This is a genomic window from Paracholeplasma morum (assembly GCF_016907055.1).
Taxonomy (GTDB): Bacteria; Bacillota_I; Bacilli_A; order Acholeplasmatales; family UBA5453; genus Paracholeplasma; species Paracholeplasma morum.
The window spans coordinates 1-20,339 of record NZ_JAFBBG010000017.1 but is presented as its reverse complement, the minus strand read 5'-3'; the positions used below and the strand labels follow the sequence as shown (position 1 = coordinate 20,339).

The 20,339-nt window shown below is 35.4% G+C and carries 20 protein-coding genes; 19 read left to right on the top strand and 1 reads right to left on the bottom strand.

The genetic code is table 11. The features are described from left to right. From JN09_RS06940 to JN09_RS06880, 13 genes are all read left to right on the top strand, one after another. Positions 1 to 225, top strand: a 225-nt coding sequence (locus JN09_RS06940) for a hypothetical protein (protein ID WP_204434257.1), incomplete at its 5' end; no start/stop codon positions are given. Positions 226 to 407: 182 nt separating this feature from the next. Further along, positions 408 to 2,423 (top strand): PAS domain-containing protein, encoded by a 2,016-nt coding sequence (locus tag JN09_RS06935; protein WP_204434255.1) that lies wholly within the window; start codon positions 408 to 410, stop codon positions 2,421 to 2,423. Between the two features lie 110 nt (positions 2,424 to 2,533). Then, positions 2,534 to 3,436, top strand: a complete 903-nt coding sequence (locus tag JN09_RS06930; RefSeq protein ID WP_204434247.1) for an ABC transporter ATP-binding protein — start codon at positions 2,534 to 2,536, stop codon at positions 3,434 to 3,436. Next, positions 3,423 to 4,736, top strand: a complete 1,314-nt coding sequence (locus JN09_RS06925) for an ABC transporter permease (protein ID WP_204434237.1) — start codon at positions 3,423 to 3,425, stop codon at positions 4,734 to 4,736. The genes JN09_RS06930 and JN09_RS06925 overlap by 14 nt, the downstream gene beginning before the upstream one ends. A 135-nt stretch (positions 4,737 to 4,871) precedes the next feature. Then, a complete protein-coding gene (locus tag JN09_RS06920; protein WP_204434234.1) occupies positions 4,872 to 5,870 on the top strand; it encodes a P-loop NTPase in 999 nt (332 codons plus the stop codon). Next, the gene (locus JN09_RS06915; protein ID WP_204434226.1) at positions 5,870 to 6,613 is read left to right on the top strand and encodes an alpha/beta fold hydrolase; all 744 of its coding nucleotides are present in this window, start codon (positions 5,870 to 5,872) and stop codon (positions 6,611 to 6,613) included. The genes JN09_RS06920 and JN09_RS06915 overlap by 1 nt, the downstream gene beginning before the upstream one ends. Positions 6,614 to 6,703: 90 nt before the next feature. Next, a complete protein-coding gene (locus JN09_RS06910; RefSeq protein ID WP_204434215.1) occupies positions 6,704 to 7,630 on the top strand; it encodes a substrate-binding domain-containing protein in 927 nt (308 codons plus the stop codon). A gap of 23 nt (positions 7,631 to 7,653) precedes the next feature. Further along, the gene (pstC, locus tag JN09_RS06905; protein WP_204434205.1) at positions 7,654 to 8,592 is read left to right on the top strand and encodes a phosphate ABC transporter permease subunit PstC; all 939 of its coding nucleotides are present in this window, start codon (positions 7,654 to 7,656) and stop codon (positions 8,590 to 8,592) included. Then, a complete protein-coding gene (gene pstA / locus JN09_RS06900) occupies positions 8,582 to 9,775 on the top strand; it encodes a phosphate ABC transporter permease PstA (RefSeq protein WP_204434203.1) in 1,194 nt (397 codons plus the stop codon). Before pstC ends, pstA begins: the two co-directional genes overlap by 11 nt. A 2-nt stretch (positions 9,776 to 9,777) precedes the next feature. Continuing rightward, on the top strand, positions 9,778 to 10,530 hold the full coding sequence (gene pstB / locus JN09_RS06895; protein WP_204434200.1) for a phosphate ABC transporter ATP-binding protein PstB: 753 nt from the start codon (positions 9,778 to 9,780) through the stop codon (positions 10,528 to 10,530). A 23-nt stretch (positions 10,531 to 10,553) separates the two neighbouring features. Beyond that, positions 10,554 to 11,210, top strand: a complete 657-nt coding sequence (gene phoU / locus JN09_RS06890; RefSeq protein ID WP_204434198.1) for a phosphate signaling complex protein PhoU — start codon at positions 10,554 to 10,556, stop codon at positions 11,208 to 11,210. 8 nt (positions 11,211 to 11,218) lie between these two features. Continuing rightward, positions 11,219 to 11,893 (top strand): response regulator transcription factor, encoded by a 675-nt coding sequence (locus JN09_RS06885; protein ID WP_204434197.1) that lies wholly within the window; start codon positions 11,219 to 11,221, stop codon positions 11,891 to 11,893. Then, positions 11,890 to 13,569 (top strand): sensor histidine kinase, encoded by a 1,680-nt coding sequence (locus JN09_RS06880; RefSeq protein WP_204434196.1) that lies wholly within the window; start codon positions 11,890 to 11,892, stop codon positions 13,567 to 13,569. The genes JN09_RS06885 and JN09_RS06880 overlap by 4 nt, the downstream gene beginning before the upstream one ends. Positions 13,570 to 13,613: 44 nt before the next feature. Here JN09_RS06880 and JN09_RS06875 read toward each other — a convergent pair whose 3' ends face one another. Beyond that, on the bottom strand, positions 13,614 to 14,225 hold the full coding sequence (locus JN09_RS06875; protein ID WP_204434195.1) for a TetR/AcrR family transcriptional regulator: 612 nt from the start codon (positions 14,223 to 14,225) through the stop codon (positions 13,614 to 13,616). Positions 14,226 to 14,362: 137 nt separating this feature from the next. On the opposite strand from JN09_RS06875, the gene JN09_RS06870 reads away from it, so the two are divergent. The 6 genes from JN09_RS06870 to JN09_RS06845 all read left to right on the top strand — a co-directional run bounded on the left by JN09_RS06870 (position 14,363) and on the right by JN09_RS06845 (position 19,982). Beyond that, a complete protein-coding gene (locus tag JN09_RS06870) occupies positions 14,363 to 14,779 on the top strand; it encodes a MaoC family dehydratase (RefSeq protein WP_204434194.1) in 417 nt (138 codons plus the stop codon). Continuing rightward, positions 14,776 to 15,894: an acyl-CoA dehydrogenase family protein gene (locus JN09_RS06865; RefSeq protein WP_204434193.1), complete on the top strand. Its 1,119-nt coding sequence runs from the start codon at positions 14,776 to 14,778 to the stop codon at positions 15,892 to 15,894. The genes JN09_RS06870 and JN09_RS06865 overlap by 4 nt, the downstream gene beginning before the upstream one ends. Beyond that, complete coding sequence (locus JN09_RS06860; protein ID WP_204434185.1) at positions 15,894 to 16,685, top strand: electron transfer flavoprotein subunit beta/FixA family protein; 792 nt, start codon at positions 15,894 to 15,896, stop codon at positions 16,683 to 16,685. The genes JN09_RS06865 and JN09_RS06860 overlap by 1 nt, the downstream gene beginning before the upstream one ends. Next, a complete protein-coding gene (locus JN09_RS06855; RefSeq protein ID WP_204434183.1) occupies positions 16,678 to 17,676 on the top strand; it encodes an electron transfer flavoprotein subunit alpha/FixB family protein in 999 nt (332 codons plus the stop codon). The genes JN09_RS06860 and JN09_RS06855 overlap by 8 nt, the downstream gene beginning before the upstream one ends. Before the next feature lie 173 nt (positions 17,677 to 17,849). After that, complete coding sequence (locus tag JN09_RS06850; RefSeq protein WP_204434181.1) at positions 17,850 to 19,145, top strand: ATP-binding protein; 1,296 nt, start codon at positions 17,850 to 17,852, stop codon at positions 19,143 to 19,145. A gap of 15 nt (positions 19,146 to 19,160) precedes the next feature. Continuing rightward, positions 19,161 to 19,982, top strand: coding sequence for a ZIP family metal transporter (locus JN09_RS06845; RefSeq protein WP_204434179.1), 822 nt, complete (start codon positions 19,161 to 19,163; stop codon positions 19,980 to 19,982). Positions 19,983 to 20,339 lie beyond the last annotated feature (357 nt).

The following is a 20,339-nucleotide window of genomic DNA, read 5'->3' as shown; positions in this document are numbered from 1 at the left end:
GCCTATACATCAAAAGCATCTTATCTAGATCAAGATGATTTCGTTAAAGGAGATTTCTCTGGAGAGAGAATCAAAAGAGGTTTATATAGAAGTCTAAAAGGCATCTTGATTAACGCAGATCAAAATGCCGCATTAAATATGATTCGAAAAGGTAATCCCGATGCCTTATGGATAGGGAATAAAGGAGTGAACACTCCTAAGCGTACATACCTATTTGGTGTGTAGTCGCTTTAAATAAGACGACTTAAATCGTTAAGAGGTATGTATCATAAGTCATTCTGTAAAGGGTGATTTATTCACCTCTTTGTTCTTCATCTTAGAAATCAAACTATCTAAAGTTATGATTTGAAATGAATTTGAATGATTAATAGTGATATAATGAACTAAATAAGTTTAGAGGAAACCAAATGAAAGACTTTAGAGCTATTTTAACGTCAATTGAAAAGCATAAAGACTTAATCGAAGATATCAAATCCGGTATCTATTTTTGGCGTTTAAGCGATAATTTTTTCATTCCATCCACCCATTTGCTAAACAGTTTAGGCTATACCGATCATGATTCATTTTATAATTATGAAACCTGGCGAAAAATTTGGCACCCTGATGACAAACCAGTGATTGATTCGATTAGAAAAAGCGCAATTAATTTGCATGAACGTGAATACCATCTAATTCATAGACTCATAAACAAGAGTGGCGAGTATGATTGGTTCCGTACGGATGCCTTAATCGTTTATGATGGGTTAAATCCGGTTTATATCATTGGATCTACAAACAACTATGATAGATTTCAGAATAGAATCAATCAACTTGAAGTGGATAAAGATAACTATAAAGAATACCTAAGTGCAACCGATGCAGGCACTTGGATTTGGCATATTGAAACAGGAGAAACCATTTTTAGTGAGATATGGGCAAATAATCTAGGTTACAAACTTGAAGAAATTCAACCTACATCATTTGATACTTGGTTTAATCTCATTCATCCTGAAGATAAACAAAAGGTGTTTGAAGCATTAGAAAACACTTTATCTGAGGATTTGCCATATCGAATTGAATTAAGAATGCTTCACAAAAACGGGTCTTATGTTTGGGTAGATTACCGTGGTAAGGTTGTGACCTACTCACAGGATAAACGTCCATTAATCATGGTTGGGACCCAAATTAACATTGATAAACAGAAGAAACTAGAACTCAAACTGCGTGAAAACGAGTTTAAATATAAGCAACTTGTTGAGAGTAGTTATGATGTTATTTATATGTTAGACGGCAACGGAAAATGTATTTTCATCTCATTAGCGTTTAAGAATTTGTTGGGTTATGAACTCGACTACATTCTTAACCAACCAATTATGAAAGTCATCATTGAGAAAGATGCAAGCGAACTCAAACGGTTCTTTGAATCAGTGAAGAATTCTACTAGCCGTAAAGAACTTAAATTTTTCAGTGTCAAACATGCAGATGGCTCTACCCGTCACTTTAAGACCAATGCCATCTCAATTCGTAACTATCAAAATGAGTTTATTGGGTTTGCAGGGACTGCCACTGATATCACGGATGAAGTGCTATTAGAAGATCAACTATCCGTAGAAAGAGGTTTGTTTAAAAAGACCTTATTAAGTGTTAGCGATGGTGTTATTTCTACCAACAGTGAAGGCATCATTCAAATCATCAACCCTTCAGCTCAAAAGCTGACAGGATACTTAGAAAAAGAAGCGATTGGAAAACCTTTAGATAGCATCTATCATGTAGAAAACTATGAAAGTGATTTAAATGACCCATTTAGATTAAAACGAATGTTTACTAAGGAAATCTATTTAGTCAAGAAAAACGGAAAATACATACCAATAGAAGAGAACATCTCACCGATCTATGATATTGATGGAAACCTAGACGGAAATGTTTATGTTTTTAAAGACATTTCAGACCAACTTAAGCAAGCTAAAGACATCGAGTATCTAAGTTATCATGATTACTTAACTGGATTATATAACCGAAGATTTATGGAGAATGCGCTCAAGAACTTTGATCAAAAAATGTTCTATCCTTTAGGCATTGTTATGCTTGATGTGAATGACCTAAAAGAAATGAATGACGAGTTTGGTCATCATCAAGGGGACAAACTCCTTCAATTGGTGTCAAAAAGCATTTCTGAATCGGTTAATGAAGATGACTTAGTTGGTAGAATCGGTGGCGATGAATTCATCATCATTTCACCTAACTGTTCAAAGAGTAAACTGAGAAATCTAAAAAATTCATTAAGCGCTAAATTTATGAGTCTTGAACTCAATCAAAGACCTGTAAGAGTAGCGATGGGCTGTTCAATTAAAGAAACGGAAGAAGAATCCATCTTTGATGTGCAGAAAAAGGCCGATGATTTAATGTATATTAACAAACAAGCGATTAGATTTAACTTAAAATAGTCAAAAAATAACAGTAAAAAGGCGTGAAAGCCTTTTTATTTTTTTTAATTCAAAATAATTCTTTGAAATTTATAAATGTGTGATAAAATGGTGATTGAAGGAGTGATACTATGCTAGAAGTCAAACACGTTAAGAAGAATTATGGAACTTTAACGGCAGTTCAAGACTTAAGTTTTACAATCAAACCTGGCGAAATATTTGGATTATTGGGAACCAATGGCGCTGGGAAAACAACGACATTTAAAATGATATTAGGGTTATTAGAACCTACTAATGGAGAAATCCTTTTAAATGGTAAAAAAATCAGTTACGAAGATGCGGATCATATAGGCTATATGATCGAAGAAAGGTCTTTACTTGTTAAGTTAAAAGTTAAAGACTTGGTATTACATTATGGGGCTTTAAAAGGTCTAGATAAGGAAACCATCCTTGAACGACTAGACTATTGGTTAAAACGATTCAATATCGAATCTTATAAAGACAAGAAGATTAAGGAACTATCCAAAGGGAATCAACAAAAGATCCAGTTCATCACTTCCATTATTAATAATCCAAAATTGTTAGTTTTAGACGAACCATTCTCTGGACTAGACCCAATTAACACCTTCAAGTTCGTTGAAGTTATTAGAGATTTTCAAGCCAAAGGGACGATGATTATTTTTTCTACTCACCAAATCGACCATGTTGAAAGTTTCTGTGAACAACTAATTGTGTTAGAAAAAGGTAATCCTGTTCTAAGTGGTAAGATCTCAGATATCAAGAAGGATTTTAAAAAACACAACATTAAGATTATTGCAGATTGTGAACCAGAAACGATTAAAGGCATTAAAGGCGTCATCGACGTTATTACACAACCCAATGAAATCATTGTTAAAATTGAAGATGAAAGCTGCGCAAAAGATGTCTTTGATTATATAAAGACTTGTGATAATGTTAGAAAATTTGACATTGAGCAAGCCAGCCTTTCAGAAATCTTTATCGAAAAAGTAGGTGAAACCTTTGAACAAGTTTAAATATTTATTAAAATATGGCATCAAGAAACGTCTAGGGACCAAAGCGTTTTTGATCTCTAATATTGTTATTTTCATCGCCTTATTAGGCATACTTAACCTTCCAAACATCATCGCTTTTTTTGACAACAACGAAGGGACAACGTTAAAAGTATCTGTTTACGATGAAACCAATAAGTCAATAGATACCATTAGTATCTTAAATCAATATGGTGACACTTTCGTGAGTATGTTACCAAATACCACCATTGAATTTATTGAAGTTGAAACGTTTGATAAAGAAGCCATTGAATTCAATGGTGCAAATGCAGTTGTACATTTAACGATGTCTAATGACCTTTTAAAGGCTGATATCTATAAAGATGAACTAGAAGTGCTTCAAGAAAACATCATCGTTCAAATCTTAAGCCAATATCGTATTAACGTTTGGAGCATTGATAAGACAGATGCAGAAAAAGCCTTAGTAGACGATTTCTTAGCCCCACTGAACTATCAAATCATCTCAGAAGAAAAGGATACAGCAACAAGAGATTTAATCTTAAGTGTTATCAGCATGTTCATTGCTATTCCAATTTTCATTATGTTGATTATGTCAGTTCAATTTGTTGGTATCGACATTATTGAAGAAAAATCGACTAAAGCCATTGAGTATGTGATGTCAACAGTGCCACCACAAACACACTTTATGACTAAGATTTTATCGTCATTTGCATTCTTAGTTACACAGTCTCTGCTTATCGTTTTATACGGCCTCATCGCCGGATTTATCTCGACAAAGATTCTTGGAGCCTCTGGCACAGGTATGAGTGTGACTGAAATCATCGGTCAATTCACCGAAACTGATGCAACCATCATTAAAGATGTGCTTAAAGCCTTACCAATGGCATTAACTTGGACATTGTTATTTACCATTATTGGTGGGTTATTCTATATGATTTTTATGGCAACTCTTGCATCGATGTCAACATCTATGGAAGATTTCCAATCATTTCAATCGCCATTCATGTTCATGATGATGATTGGATTCTATGCATCTATATTCTCAGTATATATGGGTGATTCGATTGTTCTGAAGGTTATTGGATACATTCCGCTATTCGCACCTATTGTTGCCCCAACCTTGTTTATGAGTGGCGTATTTAGTGTGGTAGACACCATTATTGTGTTTGTCTTATTATTGGGTTCTACAGTTGCGATTTATTACTTCTTAACCCCAATATACAAAGCATCTATCTTAAGCTATGATGAATCAGGATTCTTCAAACGTATTAGTAAGATGTTTAAACGTAGTAAAGAAGCTTAATAAAGAGCCCCTTCGGGGTTCTTTTTACGCTATCTGATTGAGATGACTCTATAAGAACCACTCAATGAAGGTTTTATAGCATTTCAAACCGATTTTCAGTTCATTAATGTTATAATAAATATCGAGGTGTTAAAAATGGCTACTTATGAAGAATTAAAATCAAGAATAGAAGAATTAGAAGATACCGGTTATGGTAAAACCTTAAAGGAAGTTAACGGTATTAAAAAACTTACTGTCGGCCCTACAGGTGTAGTAGATGTTGAAATCTATTACTCAAAACCAGGAACGCCAGAAGAAACTAAATTTAAAATTAACTTAATTAAACTTGTCAAAGTTGAATTGGGGTTTCCTGGTATAAAGGTTACTTTCCATCAAAATGAAGTGATTAATGAAGGTGAAAAGAAAATCATATATTTAGGAATTGCATCGGGTAAAGGCGGTGTTGGTAAATCAACCGTAACAGCTAACCTAGCTGCAGCCTTAAACCGTTTAGGCAAGAAAGTAGGCATCATGGATGCCGATATATATGGGGCAAGTATTCCTCAAATATTAAAAGTAGATATCAAACCTTTATCAGGTACAGATGATGACATGATGATTCCTTTACAAGGCGAAGGGATGGAAGTCATTTCTACTGAGTTTTTCTTACCAGCTAACAAACCAGTTATGTGGCGTGGCCCAATGCTTGGTAAAATGCTATCACACTATTTTGGTGGGGTTGCTTGGGCAGATGGTACCGAGTATGTATTAATTGACTTGCCACCAGGAACTGGAGATGTCGCATTAGACATTAACAAGTTCGCTAAACAAACCAAGATGTTGATTGTCACTACACCCCATGTTAATGCTGCCCATGTTGCAGTTAAGGCTGGGCTTGGTGCGCAACAAATTGGACACCAAGTCATTGGGGTTGTTGAAAATATGAGTTATTTCTTGAACCCATGTAACAACAAGCGTGAATACATTTTTGGTAAAGATGGTGGCTTACAAGTTGCTGATCAACTAGGTGTTGATTTATTAGCACAATTACCAATCGGTCAACCGGTTGAAAACTACATTTACAAATCCAATGAACCAGCAGGATTAATTTACGATCAACTTGCTTCAAAAGTCATTGATTTGCTTGAAGACTAATGATTTACCATGAACTTCACGGCACTTCATCTAATCCGTTATTGATATTCACACATGGCATAGGCGAACATAGTGGGCTATACCAATCATTTAAGGATTATTTAGTTGAAGAAGGCTTTTGTGTCTTATTATATGACTTAAGGGGTCATGGACAATCAGATGGTTTAAAACCTTATAAACGTTATGACATCTTTTTAGAGGATTTACACGAACTTGTATCCAAATACAAGAAGCCTAACCAAAAAGTATTTTTAATTGGACAGTCACTAGGCGCTTTAATATCTAATGCTTACATGTGTAAGTATCATGATGTGGATGGGATTGTCTCACTAGGGTATCAATACGATTACCTATCGAAGGTTCGTTTGTTTGGGTTTTTATTCCCAAACAAGGTGCTTAAATTTAACTGGACAGACCCTAGATCAAGACATGTCAAACATGACTCAGATGTCAATGATCCATTGTTACTTAAACAAATTGAGTTCAGATGGCTTTATCAAACATTGATTAAAGCTAATCAGTTAATTCATAAACACGCAGGTATGCTGAAAACAGATATTTTACTCCTTCATGGGGGTCAAGATGTGATCGTGGAAACCAAGAATGCCTTTCACTATTATGAGAGTTTAAAAGCGGCAAATAAAGAAATCATTATTTACCCTAACAGTAAACATGATATATTACTAGATGTCGATAAACTCATCTTATATAAAGATATTGTGGCATGGTTAAAGAGCAAATAGTCTTTACAAAAAACTTACAATTCCATTACGAGAGTGTGATAGTTTCACATTCTTTTTTTTTATACAATGAAGCCATAGGAGCGTGAATGAATGAGAAAAGTAATGATTTTTACAGTGGCTATAATGGTATTTATCGTATCTGCCTGTTCGAAACCGAAAGAATTTGATGGATCCAAAAACATCACAATTTATACAAGAGACACCACATCTGGTACTAGAGCAGGATTTATGGAAGGAATTGGTTTTGCAGATGCAGCAACCAATGACTCTATTTTGGCAAGCGGGTTTGTGACAAAAGACAACACCGGTATTATGACTTCAGTTGGAACGGATTTATATGCCATTGGATATGTCTCACTGTCTTCAGTAGATAACACAGTCAAAGGCGTACCATTTGAAGGGGTTAAACCAACAGTTGAAAACGTCGTTAATGACACCTATGGTTTAAAAAGACCATTTATGTGGATGATTCGTGATGATTCCGATTATGAAACACCTGAAATAGAAGCACTTGTCAAAGCATTTATCGCATTTTTAGGGACCGTTGATGCAGCTGACATCATCAACAACAATGGCGCAATCGCTATACCTACTTCTGTTACTTGGGATGATATCAAAGCAGAACATCCAATCACAGCAGCTAATAATAGCGCCATTACCATTCGTTTTGGGGGTTCAGACTCTATTCAAAAAGTAGCAGAAGCCCTAACAAGTACATTTAAAGCTAAAGCAGGTAACTTCGTCGCTGAACATGATCATACAGGATCAGGGGATGCTTATAAACGTACCCAAACCCAACCATTAACAGACCCTGTAAGCAAACATGTCGGGTTTGCCTCAAGATATTTTAAAGACTCAGAAAAAGTCGGTGTAGAAGAGAATCTATTGGGACAACTTGCATGGGATGCAATCGTTGTAGTCGTCAATAAAGCTAACCCGATCCAAAACTTTACGAAACAACAAATCAAACAAATCTATGATGGCACAGTTACAACATGGAATGGTTTTAGTGAATAAAGCATTATTTCTGGGGGATTAATATGTATCGGTCAAAGAATCAAATCAAAAGACTAACGGATTCAATTTTTGAAAAAGTGTTACTAGTCTTAACCATAATATCTGCATCATTTATTGTAGTTATATTAGGCGTTATCCTCAAAAAGGGTATAACGCCCTTTATCACAATTAATGGTGGTATCGGCAGAGTATCTTTTCTTAAGTTCATAACGGGTTTCACATGGCTATCTGGTGAAATGTTTAAGTCTAACCTTTATGGGGTTGGTTTTATCATTTTATATAACCTTCTTATTGCGTTTTTATCATTGTTAATTGCACTTCCTATTGGGGTATTAACTGCTTTATTTATAGCTAGGGTTGCCCCAAAAAGACTCAAGGAAGTTTTTAGAACCATCATTGAGTTACTTGCATCTATTCCCTCGATTATTTATGGATTATTTGGTGCGGGCGTCATTTTAAAACTCATATATAACTTATCGTTTATGATGGGTTATCAATCAAAAGGCGGTAACTCATTATTAGCTTCTGTTCTTGTCCTTTCAATCATGATTATCCCTACGATTACGTTAATATCAGAAGTATCCATTAGAAGTGTTGACGAGAAATTGGTTGAGGGATCCTTAGCCTTAGGCGCATCTTCTCAGCAAACGAATTTCAAAGTGGTTTTATCTGCTGCAAAAAGTGGCATCATTACATCAGCAATACTCGGGATAGGTAGAGCACTAGGAGAAGCAACCGCAATTTCTTTAGTAATCGGAAATAGAAAAGGCGGGTTTTCGCTTAACATATTTGACACCGCATCCACTTTGACTACGATCATGCTCGAGGGGATGAAAGAAACAACTGGTATCGACTACGACATTAGGTTTTCGGTAGGATTAGTATTGATGGGCATTATTTTAATCACGAATTTCTCATTAAACAAACTGAAGAAAATGGTAGGTTCAATCGATGTCAAATAAGAAGAAAGATTTTATTAGAACCTTTGTCACTTATGCAAGCGCACTATTGACCTTATCGGTATTGCTTACCATCGTGTTGTTTGTATTAGGGAATGGCATAAAATTAATGGATTTTAAATTGCTTTCAAGACCATATGAAAGCAAAACTTACATTGGTGATTTAAAACAAAATAATACGAAGAGTTATCCCTTAACTGTTAATTTGAAAGAAGGTATATTTTATTCAGTACAGTGGGGATTAGGCCTTGAAGACCAGGAAGATGTGACAGGGAAAAATGTCGTTATTGTCAGTTATGTTCATCCAAATTCACAACTCAATAATTTAAATCATAAAGGTGTTTCCAATGAAACACTTCAAATAAAAAAAGGCGATGTGTTAATCAGAGTGGCCTTCGACGATAGCCCATCTGCCCTCTCATCATTTGGAGCAGAAAGAATCAAAAACATTCTAGATTCTAACACTTCTTTTAGAGAGATTGAACTACAAACGCCAGGTGGAGGAATTAAAGGATCCTTACTATCTACATTGTATTTAATTGGTCTAACGTTATTAGTCGCTTTACCGATTGGAATTGGTACGGCAATTTATCTAAGCGAATTTGCAAAAAACAACCGAATTACAAAGCTGATTAGAACATTTATTGAAACACTTACTGGGGTTCCATCCATCATTTATGGATTATTGGGGCTAGCACTTTTTGTCCCAATGACGATGGCCATCACAAGAGCAACCGGACCCAGCCTCTTATCAGGTTCATTGACACTATCGGTAATTTTATTACCAGTCATCATTAGAACGACAGAAGAATCATTAAAAGTGGTTCCTGATGAACTGAGAAGTGCTTCGCTATCGCTTGGGGCCAATAAGACACAAACCATCTTTAAAGTTGTTCTACCTAATGCAATTAGCGGGATTTTAACCTCGGTATTGCTGGCGATTGGAAGAATTATTGGAGAGAGTGCAGCGCTAATATTTGCCGTAGGGACTACCATCAAAGATAACGTTAGCATATTGGATAAGTCTACCTCACTTGCCGTGCATATCTATGCGTTGATGTCTGATGAGCCGGCTAACATCGAGTTATCAACAACCATTGCATTAATTATTCTAATAATGGTATTAGTCTTAAATTTACTGATTAAATATATATCAAAAAGGTTTACTAGGAAGTTAGGGGTATAAACATGAACATATTCGAAGTGAGAGATTTAGCAGTTGCTTATGGTGAAAATAGTGCCATAAGACAAATTGATATGTCCATTAAGGACTATCAAGTTACAGCATTAATTGGACCATCAGGGTGTGGCAAGTCCACTTTCTTGAAGACTTTAAATCGGATGAATGACTTAATTGATAATGTGCGAATTACAGGTAATGTCTTTTATAATGGTTCAAATATCTTTGATAAAAAGACAGACGTAATCGGGCTCAGAACAGAGGTAGGAATGGTGTTTCAAAAACCAAATCCTTTTCCAATGTCGATTTATGACAACATTGCTTATGGCCCAAGATGTCAAGGGATAAAACAGAAAAAAGAACTCGATTCTTTAGTCAAAAATGCACTGATTCAAGCGGCTTTATGGGATGAAGTCAAAGACCGTTTGAAGGATTCAGCTTTAAAACTATCTGGGGGACAACAACAACGCCTTTGTATTGCAAGAGCACTTGCCATGAAACCAAAAGTGATATTAATGGATGAACCTACCAGCGCACTTGATCCGATTGCAACCTCAAAAATAGAGGACTTAATCTTAGAACTAAAAAAGAATTATACCATTGTTATTGTTACCCATAATATGCAACAAGCGGCTCGTATTAGCGATTATACTGGGTTCTTTCTACTGGGAGAACTGGTTGAGTTTGGCGACACAGACACTCTGTTTTCTCATCCAAGCGATAAGCGAACACTGGATTACATTACAGGTAGATTTGGATAATTTATGACAGAAATGAGGACATCATGAGAACGACATATCAAACATCATTATTACAGTTGAAAAAATCTGTTGTTGAAATGGCTGATGAAGCATTGAGTAACGTTGAATCAAGCTTGAATGCTTTTAGGATGAAAGACATAACGCTTGCTAAAAAAACGATAGAGAAAGACAATCAAATCGATGCCTATGAAGAAAAAATAGCCAAGGATGCATTAAGAATTATATGGAAAGAACAACCCATTGCACAAGACTTACGTTTGGTGACTACAATCCTAAAAGTAATCACAGATATAGAGCGAATTGGGGATCATGCGACAGATATAAGTGAAATATTTTTGCATATGGAAGAGATTAATCAAAACCGAGATGTTAAAATAGTATTAGATATGGCAGAAAAGGCCATTGAAATGGTAAGACAAGCGACCAACTCTCTGGTGACTGAAGATCAAGAACTTGCAAAAATTACGATTCAAAAGGATGATGAAGTAGATTTTCTATATAATACACTGATTAAAAAAGTAACCGAATGGTTGAAAGATTCAGTGGAAGATTCCAGCTATGTTATTTCAGTTTTACTGATAGGAAAGTATTTAGAAAGAGTCGCTGACCATGCGGTGAATATTGCCGAATGGGTCATATTCTTGCAATCTGGTTCACATAAAAACACGCAACTATACTAGGAGGCACTATGGCTATAATCTATTATTTGGAAGACGATCAATCCATTGCATACATCATTGAAAAAACACTTACGAATGCGAAGTATGAAACCCAAGGTTTTACAAATGGGAAAGACTTTTTTCATGCAATAGAAAAACAAGTGCCAGACTTGGTATTATTAGACTTAATGCTGCCAAATGAGTCTGGGTTAGATCATTTAGTCAAACTTAAAAATAATCCTAACACAGCCCACATTCCAGTGATTATTGTTTCCGCATTATCCAGTGAACTTCACAAAGTTGAAGGACTCGATTTAGGAGCCGATGACTACTTAACTAAACCATTTGGAGTGCTAGAGTTAATTGCACGCATTCAGTCAAAATTAAGAAATCAAATCAAAACAAACTCACTATTTTTTGGTAACGTTAGTTTGCAATTATCCACACGTGAAGTCTTTATCGACAATGTACTAATCGTGCTCACCTATAAAGAATATGAACTCTTAAAGTTGTTTATGGAATCACCACTTACCGTTCATAGTAGAGAACAAATATTTAAAGCAGTTTGGGAGTCAGATTTGATCTTAGAATCTAGAACCATAGACATGCATATAAAGTCTTTAAGAACAAAACTACAAGAAGGCGGAGCTGACATTAAAATCGTAACCGTCAGATCAGTCGGATATAGGATGATTAATTTATGAAAAGAACATTTATAGCCTATAATTTAGTATTGATATTATTGGTCATAATTGCTTTTTTAGGTATCACCTTTAGTCTGACTAACTATGTCAGTAAAAGGCAAACGGCTTCCATGCTTGAAGTCATGTTAGATGACACAGTCATATCGTATAACTTGTCTGAGCTTTCCGATGCTGATTTCGTTAAAAATTTTGAATCCTCAAAAAGACGTATAAGCATCATCGATGAAGCGGGAAATACCATTGCTGATTCAATGATGATATCAACATCGGGGAACCAGCTCTCATACCCAGAATTAATGACATTAGGCAAACCTTATTCAAGATACTCAGAATCTTTAAAACTAAACCTAATGTATATCGCCCAAACCGCTGAAAATGGAAAATATGTCAGAGTCGCAGTGGTCATGGATGAATACATAAAATTTTCAGAACAGACGGTTTTGTTATTAGTAATCATCTCAATTACGATTGTTGGGATTGCTTTCTTTATGCTTAAAAAAACATCAAACTTGTTTTTAAAGCCAATTAAAGACGTGTCTACTTCAATTAAAACCGTAAAAGACGGTGATTATCAGTGGATACTTCCAAATTCAGATTATGAAGAAATCAACGGTTTATATCGAGAAATTAATCAGATTAACGAACAAATTGTCAATCAAATCAAAACTCTAGAATTACGTGATGAAGAACTCAAACTATTACTGAGTCATATGCAACAAGGTATATTAGTCATTGGAAGTGATCAATCTATCATTTTGTCTAATGAAAAAAGTAGAAACCTACTCAAGTTAAAAGTAAATAGCGAAATCATTGAAATTAGACATAAAGAGTTATATCAAACCATTGCTAAAGCCACTCAAGTTGACACCAATGTTGATCAAAAACTACTAATTGATCAAAGGCACTTAACAATTAAAATCACAAGCGTTAATCATCGCATATTGATCAAAGATAAAAACCCTTATGGGGTATTAGTCATCCTAGTTGATGAAACCGAACGAATTCTTTTAGAAAACAATAAAAGAGACTTTTTCGCAAATGTATCTCATGAACTCAAAACGCCTTTAACCGCAATCAAAGGATCAGCTGAACTTATTCATTATGATATGGTTAGCAAAACAGATGAGAAAATACTATCTAAAGATATCATCTACCAAGTAGAGACGATGAATAGTTTGATTCAAGATATGTTGGAACTCTCTCGTCTTGAGACAAGGCCGAAACTCGAATTAGAAGTGATTAACTTAAAATCCCTTTTGGAGTTGGTCTTGGAACAACTCCAAAGTACTGCCATAAGCAAATCTATCAAAATAGCTTTCGAAACTGAGGACATGCAAATAAAAGGCGTCATCTCAGATTTTAGATCATTGTTTAAAAACCTTATTGAGAACGCCATTAAGTATAATGTGGATGGTGGCATGATTGATATTAAACTGTATAAGAAAGATGCCATTTATTTTGTGGTCAAAGATACAGGAATCGGTATTCCTAAAGATCAAACAGACCGTATTTTTGAAAGATTCTATCAAGTGAATAAAACAAGAAGTAAGCTTCAAAACGGTACTGGATTAGGATTATCGATTGTAAAACATGTTGTGTCGTATTACAAAGGGTCAATCACCGTCTTAAGTGAACTAGGTGTCGGGACAACATTCACTGTAATGATTCCAACATAATCAAAAAAACGACTAAAACCTTTTCGAGTTTTAGTCGTTTTCAATTATGCATTTTTGAACATACCATGATCAAGCACATACATGACTTGATCTACGATTTTATCTAAATCCATATCTGTTAATGTATCTCTAAAGAGCACTTGTAATCCTACGAAGTTGGAAATACCCATTAAGATATAGGATAAAGTTTCTGTATCGATGTTTTCATCCACTTCATTGGATTTAATCCCATCTTCAAGATTCACTGTATAGGCTTTTGCAAAGTTTTCATAATATTCTTTAAATAAGGATTCGTCCACAAACATTGACTCCCAAATGATGCGATAAGATAGTGGATCTTGCCATGCAAACTTAAGAAAAGCTCTAATTCCGAGTCTTTCTTTTTCGCGTCTTGTCTGAGCACCTTTGATTGAGTCATTGATGGCTTCACGTATTTTATTACGGTAGTGTTGTAGTAGATAGACATACAAGGCTAGCTTATCATCAAAGTAAATGTAAAATGTTCCAGTAGCGATTTTTGATTTTTCGATTATTTCGTTGATGGATGTCGCTTGATACCCTTGTTTTGAAAATAGCTTCTTACCGGTTGATATGATTTTATTAAACGTTTTTAAGCCATCTTTTCTTTTGGGTAAGCGATAATTTAGTTGGTCCATATCATCACCCATAACTAGTGTAAACGATTTTATGATAAAAAACAAGGTAAAACTTTTTAAGGTCTTGACATTCATGAAAAAGGGGACTATTATATAGGTAAGATGAACATTTATTCATAGTATACAGAAAGGACATTATGGAAAAGAAAACAATTAAAGATATCAAGGTAGGAGATTTCGCTTTTTATGAGAAAACTATTACCGAAGAAGACGTGAAGCTATTTGCGGAAGTGTCAGGAGATCATAACCCTGTACATCTAGACGAGCAATATGCTAAAGCAAGCATATTTCAAAGTCGAATCGCTCATGGCGGACTTATAAACGCCCTTTTTTCAACGGTGTTAGGAACAGAATTACCTGGAGTTGGAACAATATACTTGAGTCAAGAATCCAAGTTTATTAAACCAGTTTATTTAAATGATCATATCAAAGCGATTGTAGAAGCTTTAGAAATTAATGAGGAGAAAAACCGCGTTGTTCTGAAAACGACTGCTTATAATCAAAACAATGAAGCAGTTGTCGTTGGAAAAGCCGTGGTCATGCCACCAAGATGAAAGAACAATTATTAACAAAACTTTTTGAAGAATTTGCAATTAAAGAGGTTAAACCATTAGCCAAGGAAATTGATGAATCTGAGAGATTCCCAGAAGAAACCGTTAAGATGATGGCTTCATTAGGGATATTAGGATTACCTTATCAAGGCTATGGTGGTGTAGGGGCATCTTATAAGAGTTATATTGATGCAGTAAGAATCTTATCAAAGTACTGTGCAACCACAGGCGTAATTCTTTCAGCACACACATCACTATGTGCCTCACCAATTTATTATTTTGGTAATGAAGACCAAAAAAACAAATATTTACCACGCTTAAATAAAGGAGAATCTCTTGGCGCATTTGGTTTAACAGAACCAAGTGCAGGAACAGATGCTTCTAAACAACAAACGAAAGCCATCGATAAAGGCACATACTATGAAATAACAGGCTCCAAAATATTCATCACAAACGCAATATATGCGGATATTTATGTTGTATTTGCAATGACAAATCCAGAACTTGGTCTTAAAGGCATTAGCGCGTTCATCTTAGAAAAAAATATGCCAGGCTTTAGTTTCGGACCTAAAGAACGCAAGATGGGGATTAAAGGATCTTCAACATGCGAACTTATATTTGATAAAGTGAGAGTTCCAAAAGAGAACTTATTAGGCAAAGTTGGCGAAGGATTTAAAATCGCGATGTCAACCTTGGATGGTGGACGTATCGGTATTGCAGCCCAAGCTTTAGGAATCGCTGAAGGCGCATTCGAAAGAGCTGTCGATTATGTTAAAACTCGTAAGCAATTCGATAAACCAATTTCTTCGTTCCAAAATACACAATTTAAGATTGCAGAAATGAAAACACAAATTGAGGCTGCTAGAGGTCTTCTATATGAAGCTGTAAGAGCTAAAGAAGCCAATGAGTCCTATTCTGATAAAGCAGCAATGGCAAAACTATTTGCATCAAGAACTGCCGTTGAAGTGGCTGATCAAGCCATTCAATTAATGGGTGGATACGGTTACATTAGAGACTTTGAAATCGAACGTTTCTCTAGAGATGCAAAGATTACAGAAATATATGAAGGGACTAGCGAGGTTCAAAAGATGGTCATCGCTGGGAAGGTGTTGAGATAATGCATATCGTATGTTTAGTTAAACAAGTACCAGACACAACCGAAATTAAAATCGACAAAGAAACCAATACCCTTATTCGTGCTGGGGTGATGAGTATCATCAACCCTAACGACTTAGCCGGTGTTGAAGAAGCATTAAAAATCAAAGAAAAAACTGGCGCAAAAGTCTCTGTAGTCACAATGGGGCCACCTCAAGCAGAATCGATGCTTGTAGAATTATATGCAAGAGGTGTGGATCAATGTTACTTATTAACAGATAGAGCTTTTGCAGGTTCAGATACGTGGGCAACCTCAAAGATCTTATCTAGTTTCATTAAGTCACTGGATTTCGATTTAATCATTGCAGGGTATCAAGCCATTGATGGCGATACAGCACAAGTAGGACCACAAGTTGCTGAATTTTTGGACATTCCACAAGTAACTTATATTCAAGAAATAGTGGAAACAACAAATACTCATGTCATTATTAAGAAGAAAACAGATCATGATGTTCTAACACTAAAAGTAGAACTTCCTTGTCTTACAACGGCATTAGCAGATATGAATAAACCAAGATTGATGAATGCATTTGATATCATGAACAACACTGATAAACCAGTTACTAAAGTTGGATTTAGCGATATCAATGTCGCAATCGAAGAAATTGGATTAAAAGGGTCACCAACCAAAGTTAAAAAAACTTATGTTAAGCAAGTAGAAGCGAAATCAGAAAAACAAGTTATGACACCTGAAGACGCAGCTAAGCGTATTGCAAAACTCTTGTACCCTTATATGGAGGTAGAAAATGCATAACGTTTGGATATATGTGGAACAAAAACACAATAAAGTATGTGCAGTGGGTCTTGAACTCTTAAGTGAAGCAAGAAGACTACTTTCAAAAGAAACAGTTATAAAAGCCATTTATCTAGGGGAATCTGTCAATGTGAAAGACGTTGAACGTTTAATGCATTGTGGTGCGGATGAAGTGGTTGTCATTACTGATCCATTACTAAAAGATTATGATACAGAATATTACAGTCATGCGATTACAGATTTGATGGCATCAGATAGACCAGATGTATTTCTAATCGGTTCAACCTTAGAAGGAAGAGACTTAGCACCAAGAATCTCAGCTAGAATGAAGACAGGCTTAACAGCAGATGCTACCATTCTTGCCTTTGAAGAGTCTATGGATAAACTCTTATTACTAGCGACAAGACCAGCTTTAGGTGGTAACTTGTTTGCAACCATCATTTGTGAAGACGCAATTCCACAAATGGCTACCATTAGACCTTCAATTTTTCCAATTGAAGAAAATAAAAACAGAGTTGGTAAAGTTGTAAAAGTGCCTTTCAAGGCCAATAGAAAATCCAAAATTGAAATCATTAATAAAGAACCATTAGAACACCACAAGGTTGAACTTAACAAAGCTGAAGTCATCATTGCTGGTGGTAGAGGGGTTTCAACAATGTTCTCAACACTAAAAGATATCGCTAACCTTGTTGGTGGTGAAGTTGCTGCTTCAAGAGCAGTCATTGATGCTAACATCGAACAAAAAGACCGTTTAGTAGGTCAAACAGGTACGACTGTTAGACCTAAAGTGTATTTAGCTTCTGGCATTAGTGGTGCGATTCAACACATTAGTGGTATGGATAAGTCAGAACTTATTATCGCAGTTAATACAGATCCAAACGCATTAATTTTTGACATCTCCGATGTCTCCATTATTGCAGATGCGAAAGAAGTATTGCCATTACTAAAAACAGAATTACAAGCATTAAAGGCATTAAAATCAAATAACTAAATTGTTAATGAAAATGACGCAAACTACTCTCCTTATTGTCCCTTGTATTTGCGTCTTTTTTTATTTTTTATTTTAATCGATTAATATGCAAAGAATTGAAATATTAGTCATAAAAATATGCAATTGTTATTGTAAAATCATAACTTATTATATATAATTGAAGCGGTGATACTATGTATAGAAGGAAAATTACACATGATTTATTAAAATGGTATGAAAAATCCGAAAAAGAAGTATTAATCGTAAGAGGTCCAAAGGGGATTGGAAAAAGCACAATTATTGAGAAGTTTGCCAAAGAACACTACAAAAACTTTATTAAATTGGACTTTGAGAAAAACCCTAAATTGAATGTCATTTTTGATGGAGACCTTGATTTAGCAACCATCACGAAGAAGATTACTCTGTTCTTACAAACTGAGAAATTTAGTGCCAATAATACGTTATTCTTTTTTGATGAAGTCCATTTATGTCCGAATGCGAGATTAGCGATGAAAGCATTGTATGATTCGAAAAAGTACGATTGCATAATGGCAACCTCATATTTCGCGATCAATCCAGAAAAATTTGCAGTTCAACCGTACAACCATGAAACTGTTTTAAGTATGAATAGCCTTGATTTTGAAGAGTATCTTTGGGCAAATGGGGTCAACGAAAATACGATTGACAGTCTAAAAGAATCATTTGAGTATAAAAAGCCCGTGGTAAGTTCATTACACGAAACCATGATTGATTTATTTAAAGAGTACATGATAGTCGGTGGTATGCCAGATGTCGTTAGTACATTCTTTGAAACACACAACTTCAAAACGGTATCTAAGCAACAAAACAAATTGATTCAAGTCTATGTATCAGATATGAAAAAATACCTGTCCAAACCTGACTTCACTAAAGCGGTGAAGGCAATTGAATCAATCCCGTATCAATTAGAAAAAGAAAACAAGAAGTTTCAATACGGAACCATTGAATATAAATCAACCGCTCGTAAGTATGAAAATATCATACTGTGGTTATATTATACGGATATCATCAATATTGCATTTAATGTGGACAAATTGAAACTTCCTTTTGCAAGTCACGCCAAACACGATGTATTTAAGGTTTATTTTAAGGACATTGGGCTCTTGAGTGGTCTTTATGGAGCAAATGTTCAACAATCTCTTATGCTAGGCGATGTTACGGTAAAAGAAGGGGCTTTACTCGAAGCAGTTATCGCAGATATATTGATGAAAAATGGAAGTAAGCTTTATTACTTCTCAACCAATACTACCTTAGAAGTGGATTTCTTAATCAAAGATGGTAGCGATATACTACCACTGGAAGTCAAAAGTGCAGATAACACAAAATCTAAAACGATGAAGACGTTATTTGAGAATTATGGGTTAAAAAAAGGATTTAGACTTGGGTTTGAAAACCTAAGCGAATCAGATGGGGTTTTCAAGATCCCGATTTACTTGTCTATGTTTATCTAAGAAAGAAGGCATTTTATGAAAGATTTTTTACTGAGTCTTGATCCATGGGTTTTAGCATTATTGGCTGGGACATTTACCTGGGCGTTAACTGCTTTGGGTGCAGCCTTAGTTTTTCTATTTAAAACAATCAATCGAAACATTTATAACTTAATGTTGGGGTTTGCTGCTGGAGTCATGATTGCTGCCTCAGTTTGGAGTTTATTAATACCTGCTATTAATATGGCAGAAGAACAAGGAGCAAATGCTTGGTTGGTCGCATCTATTGGTTTTTTAGCTGGTACTGTGTTCTTGTTTGGGTTTGATAAATTAATTCCACATATGCACTTTGGGGATAAAGAGTTACGTGAAGGGTTAAAGGTCAAACTCCCAAAATCCGTTTTGTTAGTTTCTTCTATCACGCTTCATAACATTCCAGAAGGGCTTGCTGTTGGGGTTGCTTTTGGGGCAATCGCTTTGGCTGGAGATCCTAATATCGCATTAATGTCTGCAATAGCTGTTGCTCTTGGGATTGGAATCCAAAACTTTCCTGAAGGTGCGGCGGTATCGATTCCATTAAGGCAAGAAGGCAACTCGAGATTAAAAGCGTTCTTGTACGGGCAGTCTTCTGCATTAGTAGAACCAGTAGCTGCCGTTATTGGGGCGTTAATGGTTACAGCAATTAGTAGTTTCTTACCCTATGCATTAGCTTTTGCAGCGGGCGCAATGATTTATGTAGTAGTAGAGGAACTTATTCCAGAAGCATCTGAAAAAAGCATGGAAAATCAAGAACATGTTGCAACCTTTGGGTTTGTCTTAGGATTTGTTATCATGATGATTCTAGACGTAGCATTAGGCTAATGGTTAGCGAGCAATCGCTAACTTTTTATTAAAAAAACACATCAAATGAAACTATTTAATGTGTTTATACTATCGTATTATTATGCTTTTGTTTTATAGACCGTTACAAGTTCGTGATAACTCGTTCTAGTTACTTCCATTAATCCAGGGGTAATTGGTCTTGATTCTTTAGGGCCAGCATGCATGGATCTATGTAAATCTGAACCTTCCCATTTAACACCCCAATCAAGAAGTCCCCTACCTCTATAGGTGGTGGGATGAATTGATTTATTTTATATTTACAAAACATAATAAATAATGTTATAATAAAGGTGTATTCATACACGTTTCTGCACTCTACTGAAAGCCAAGGTGACC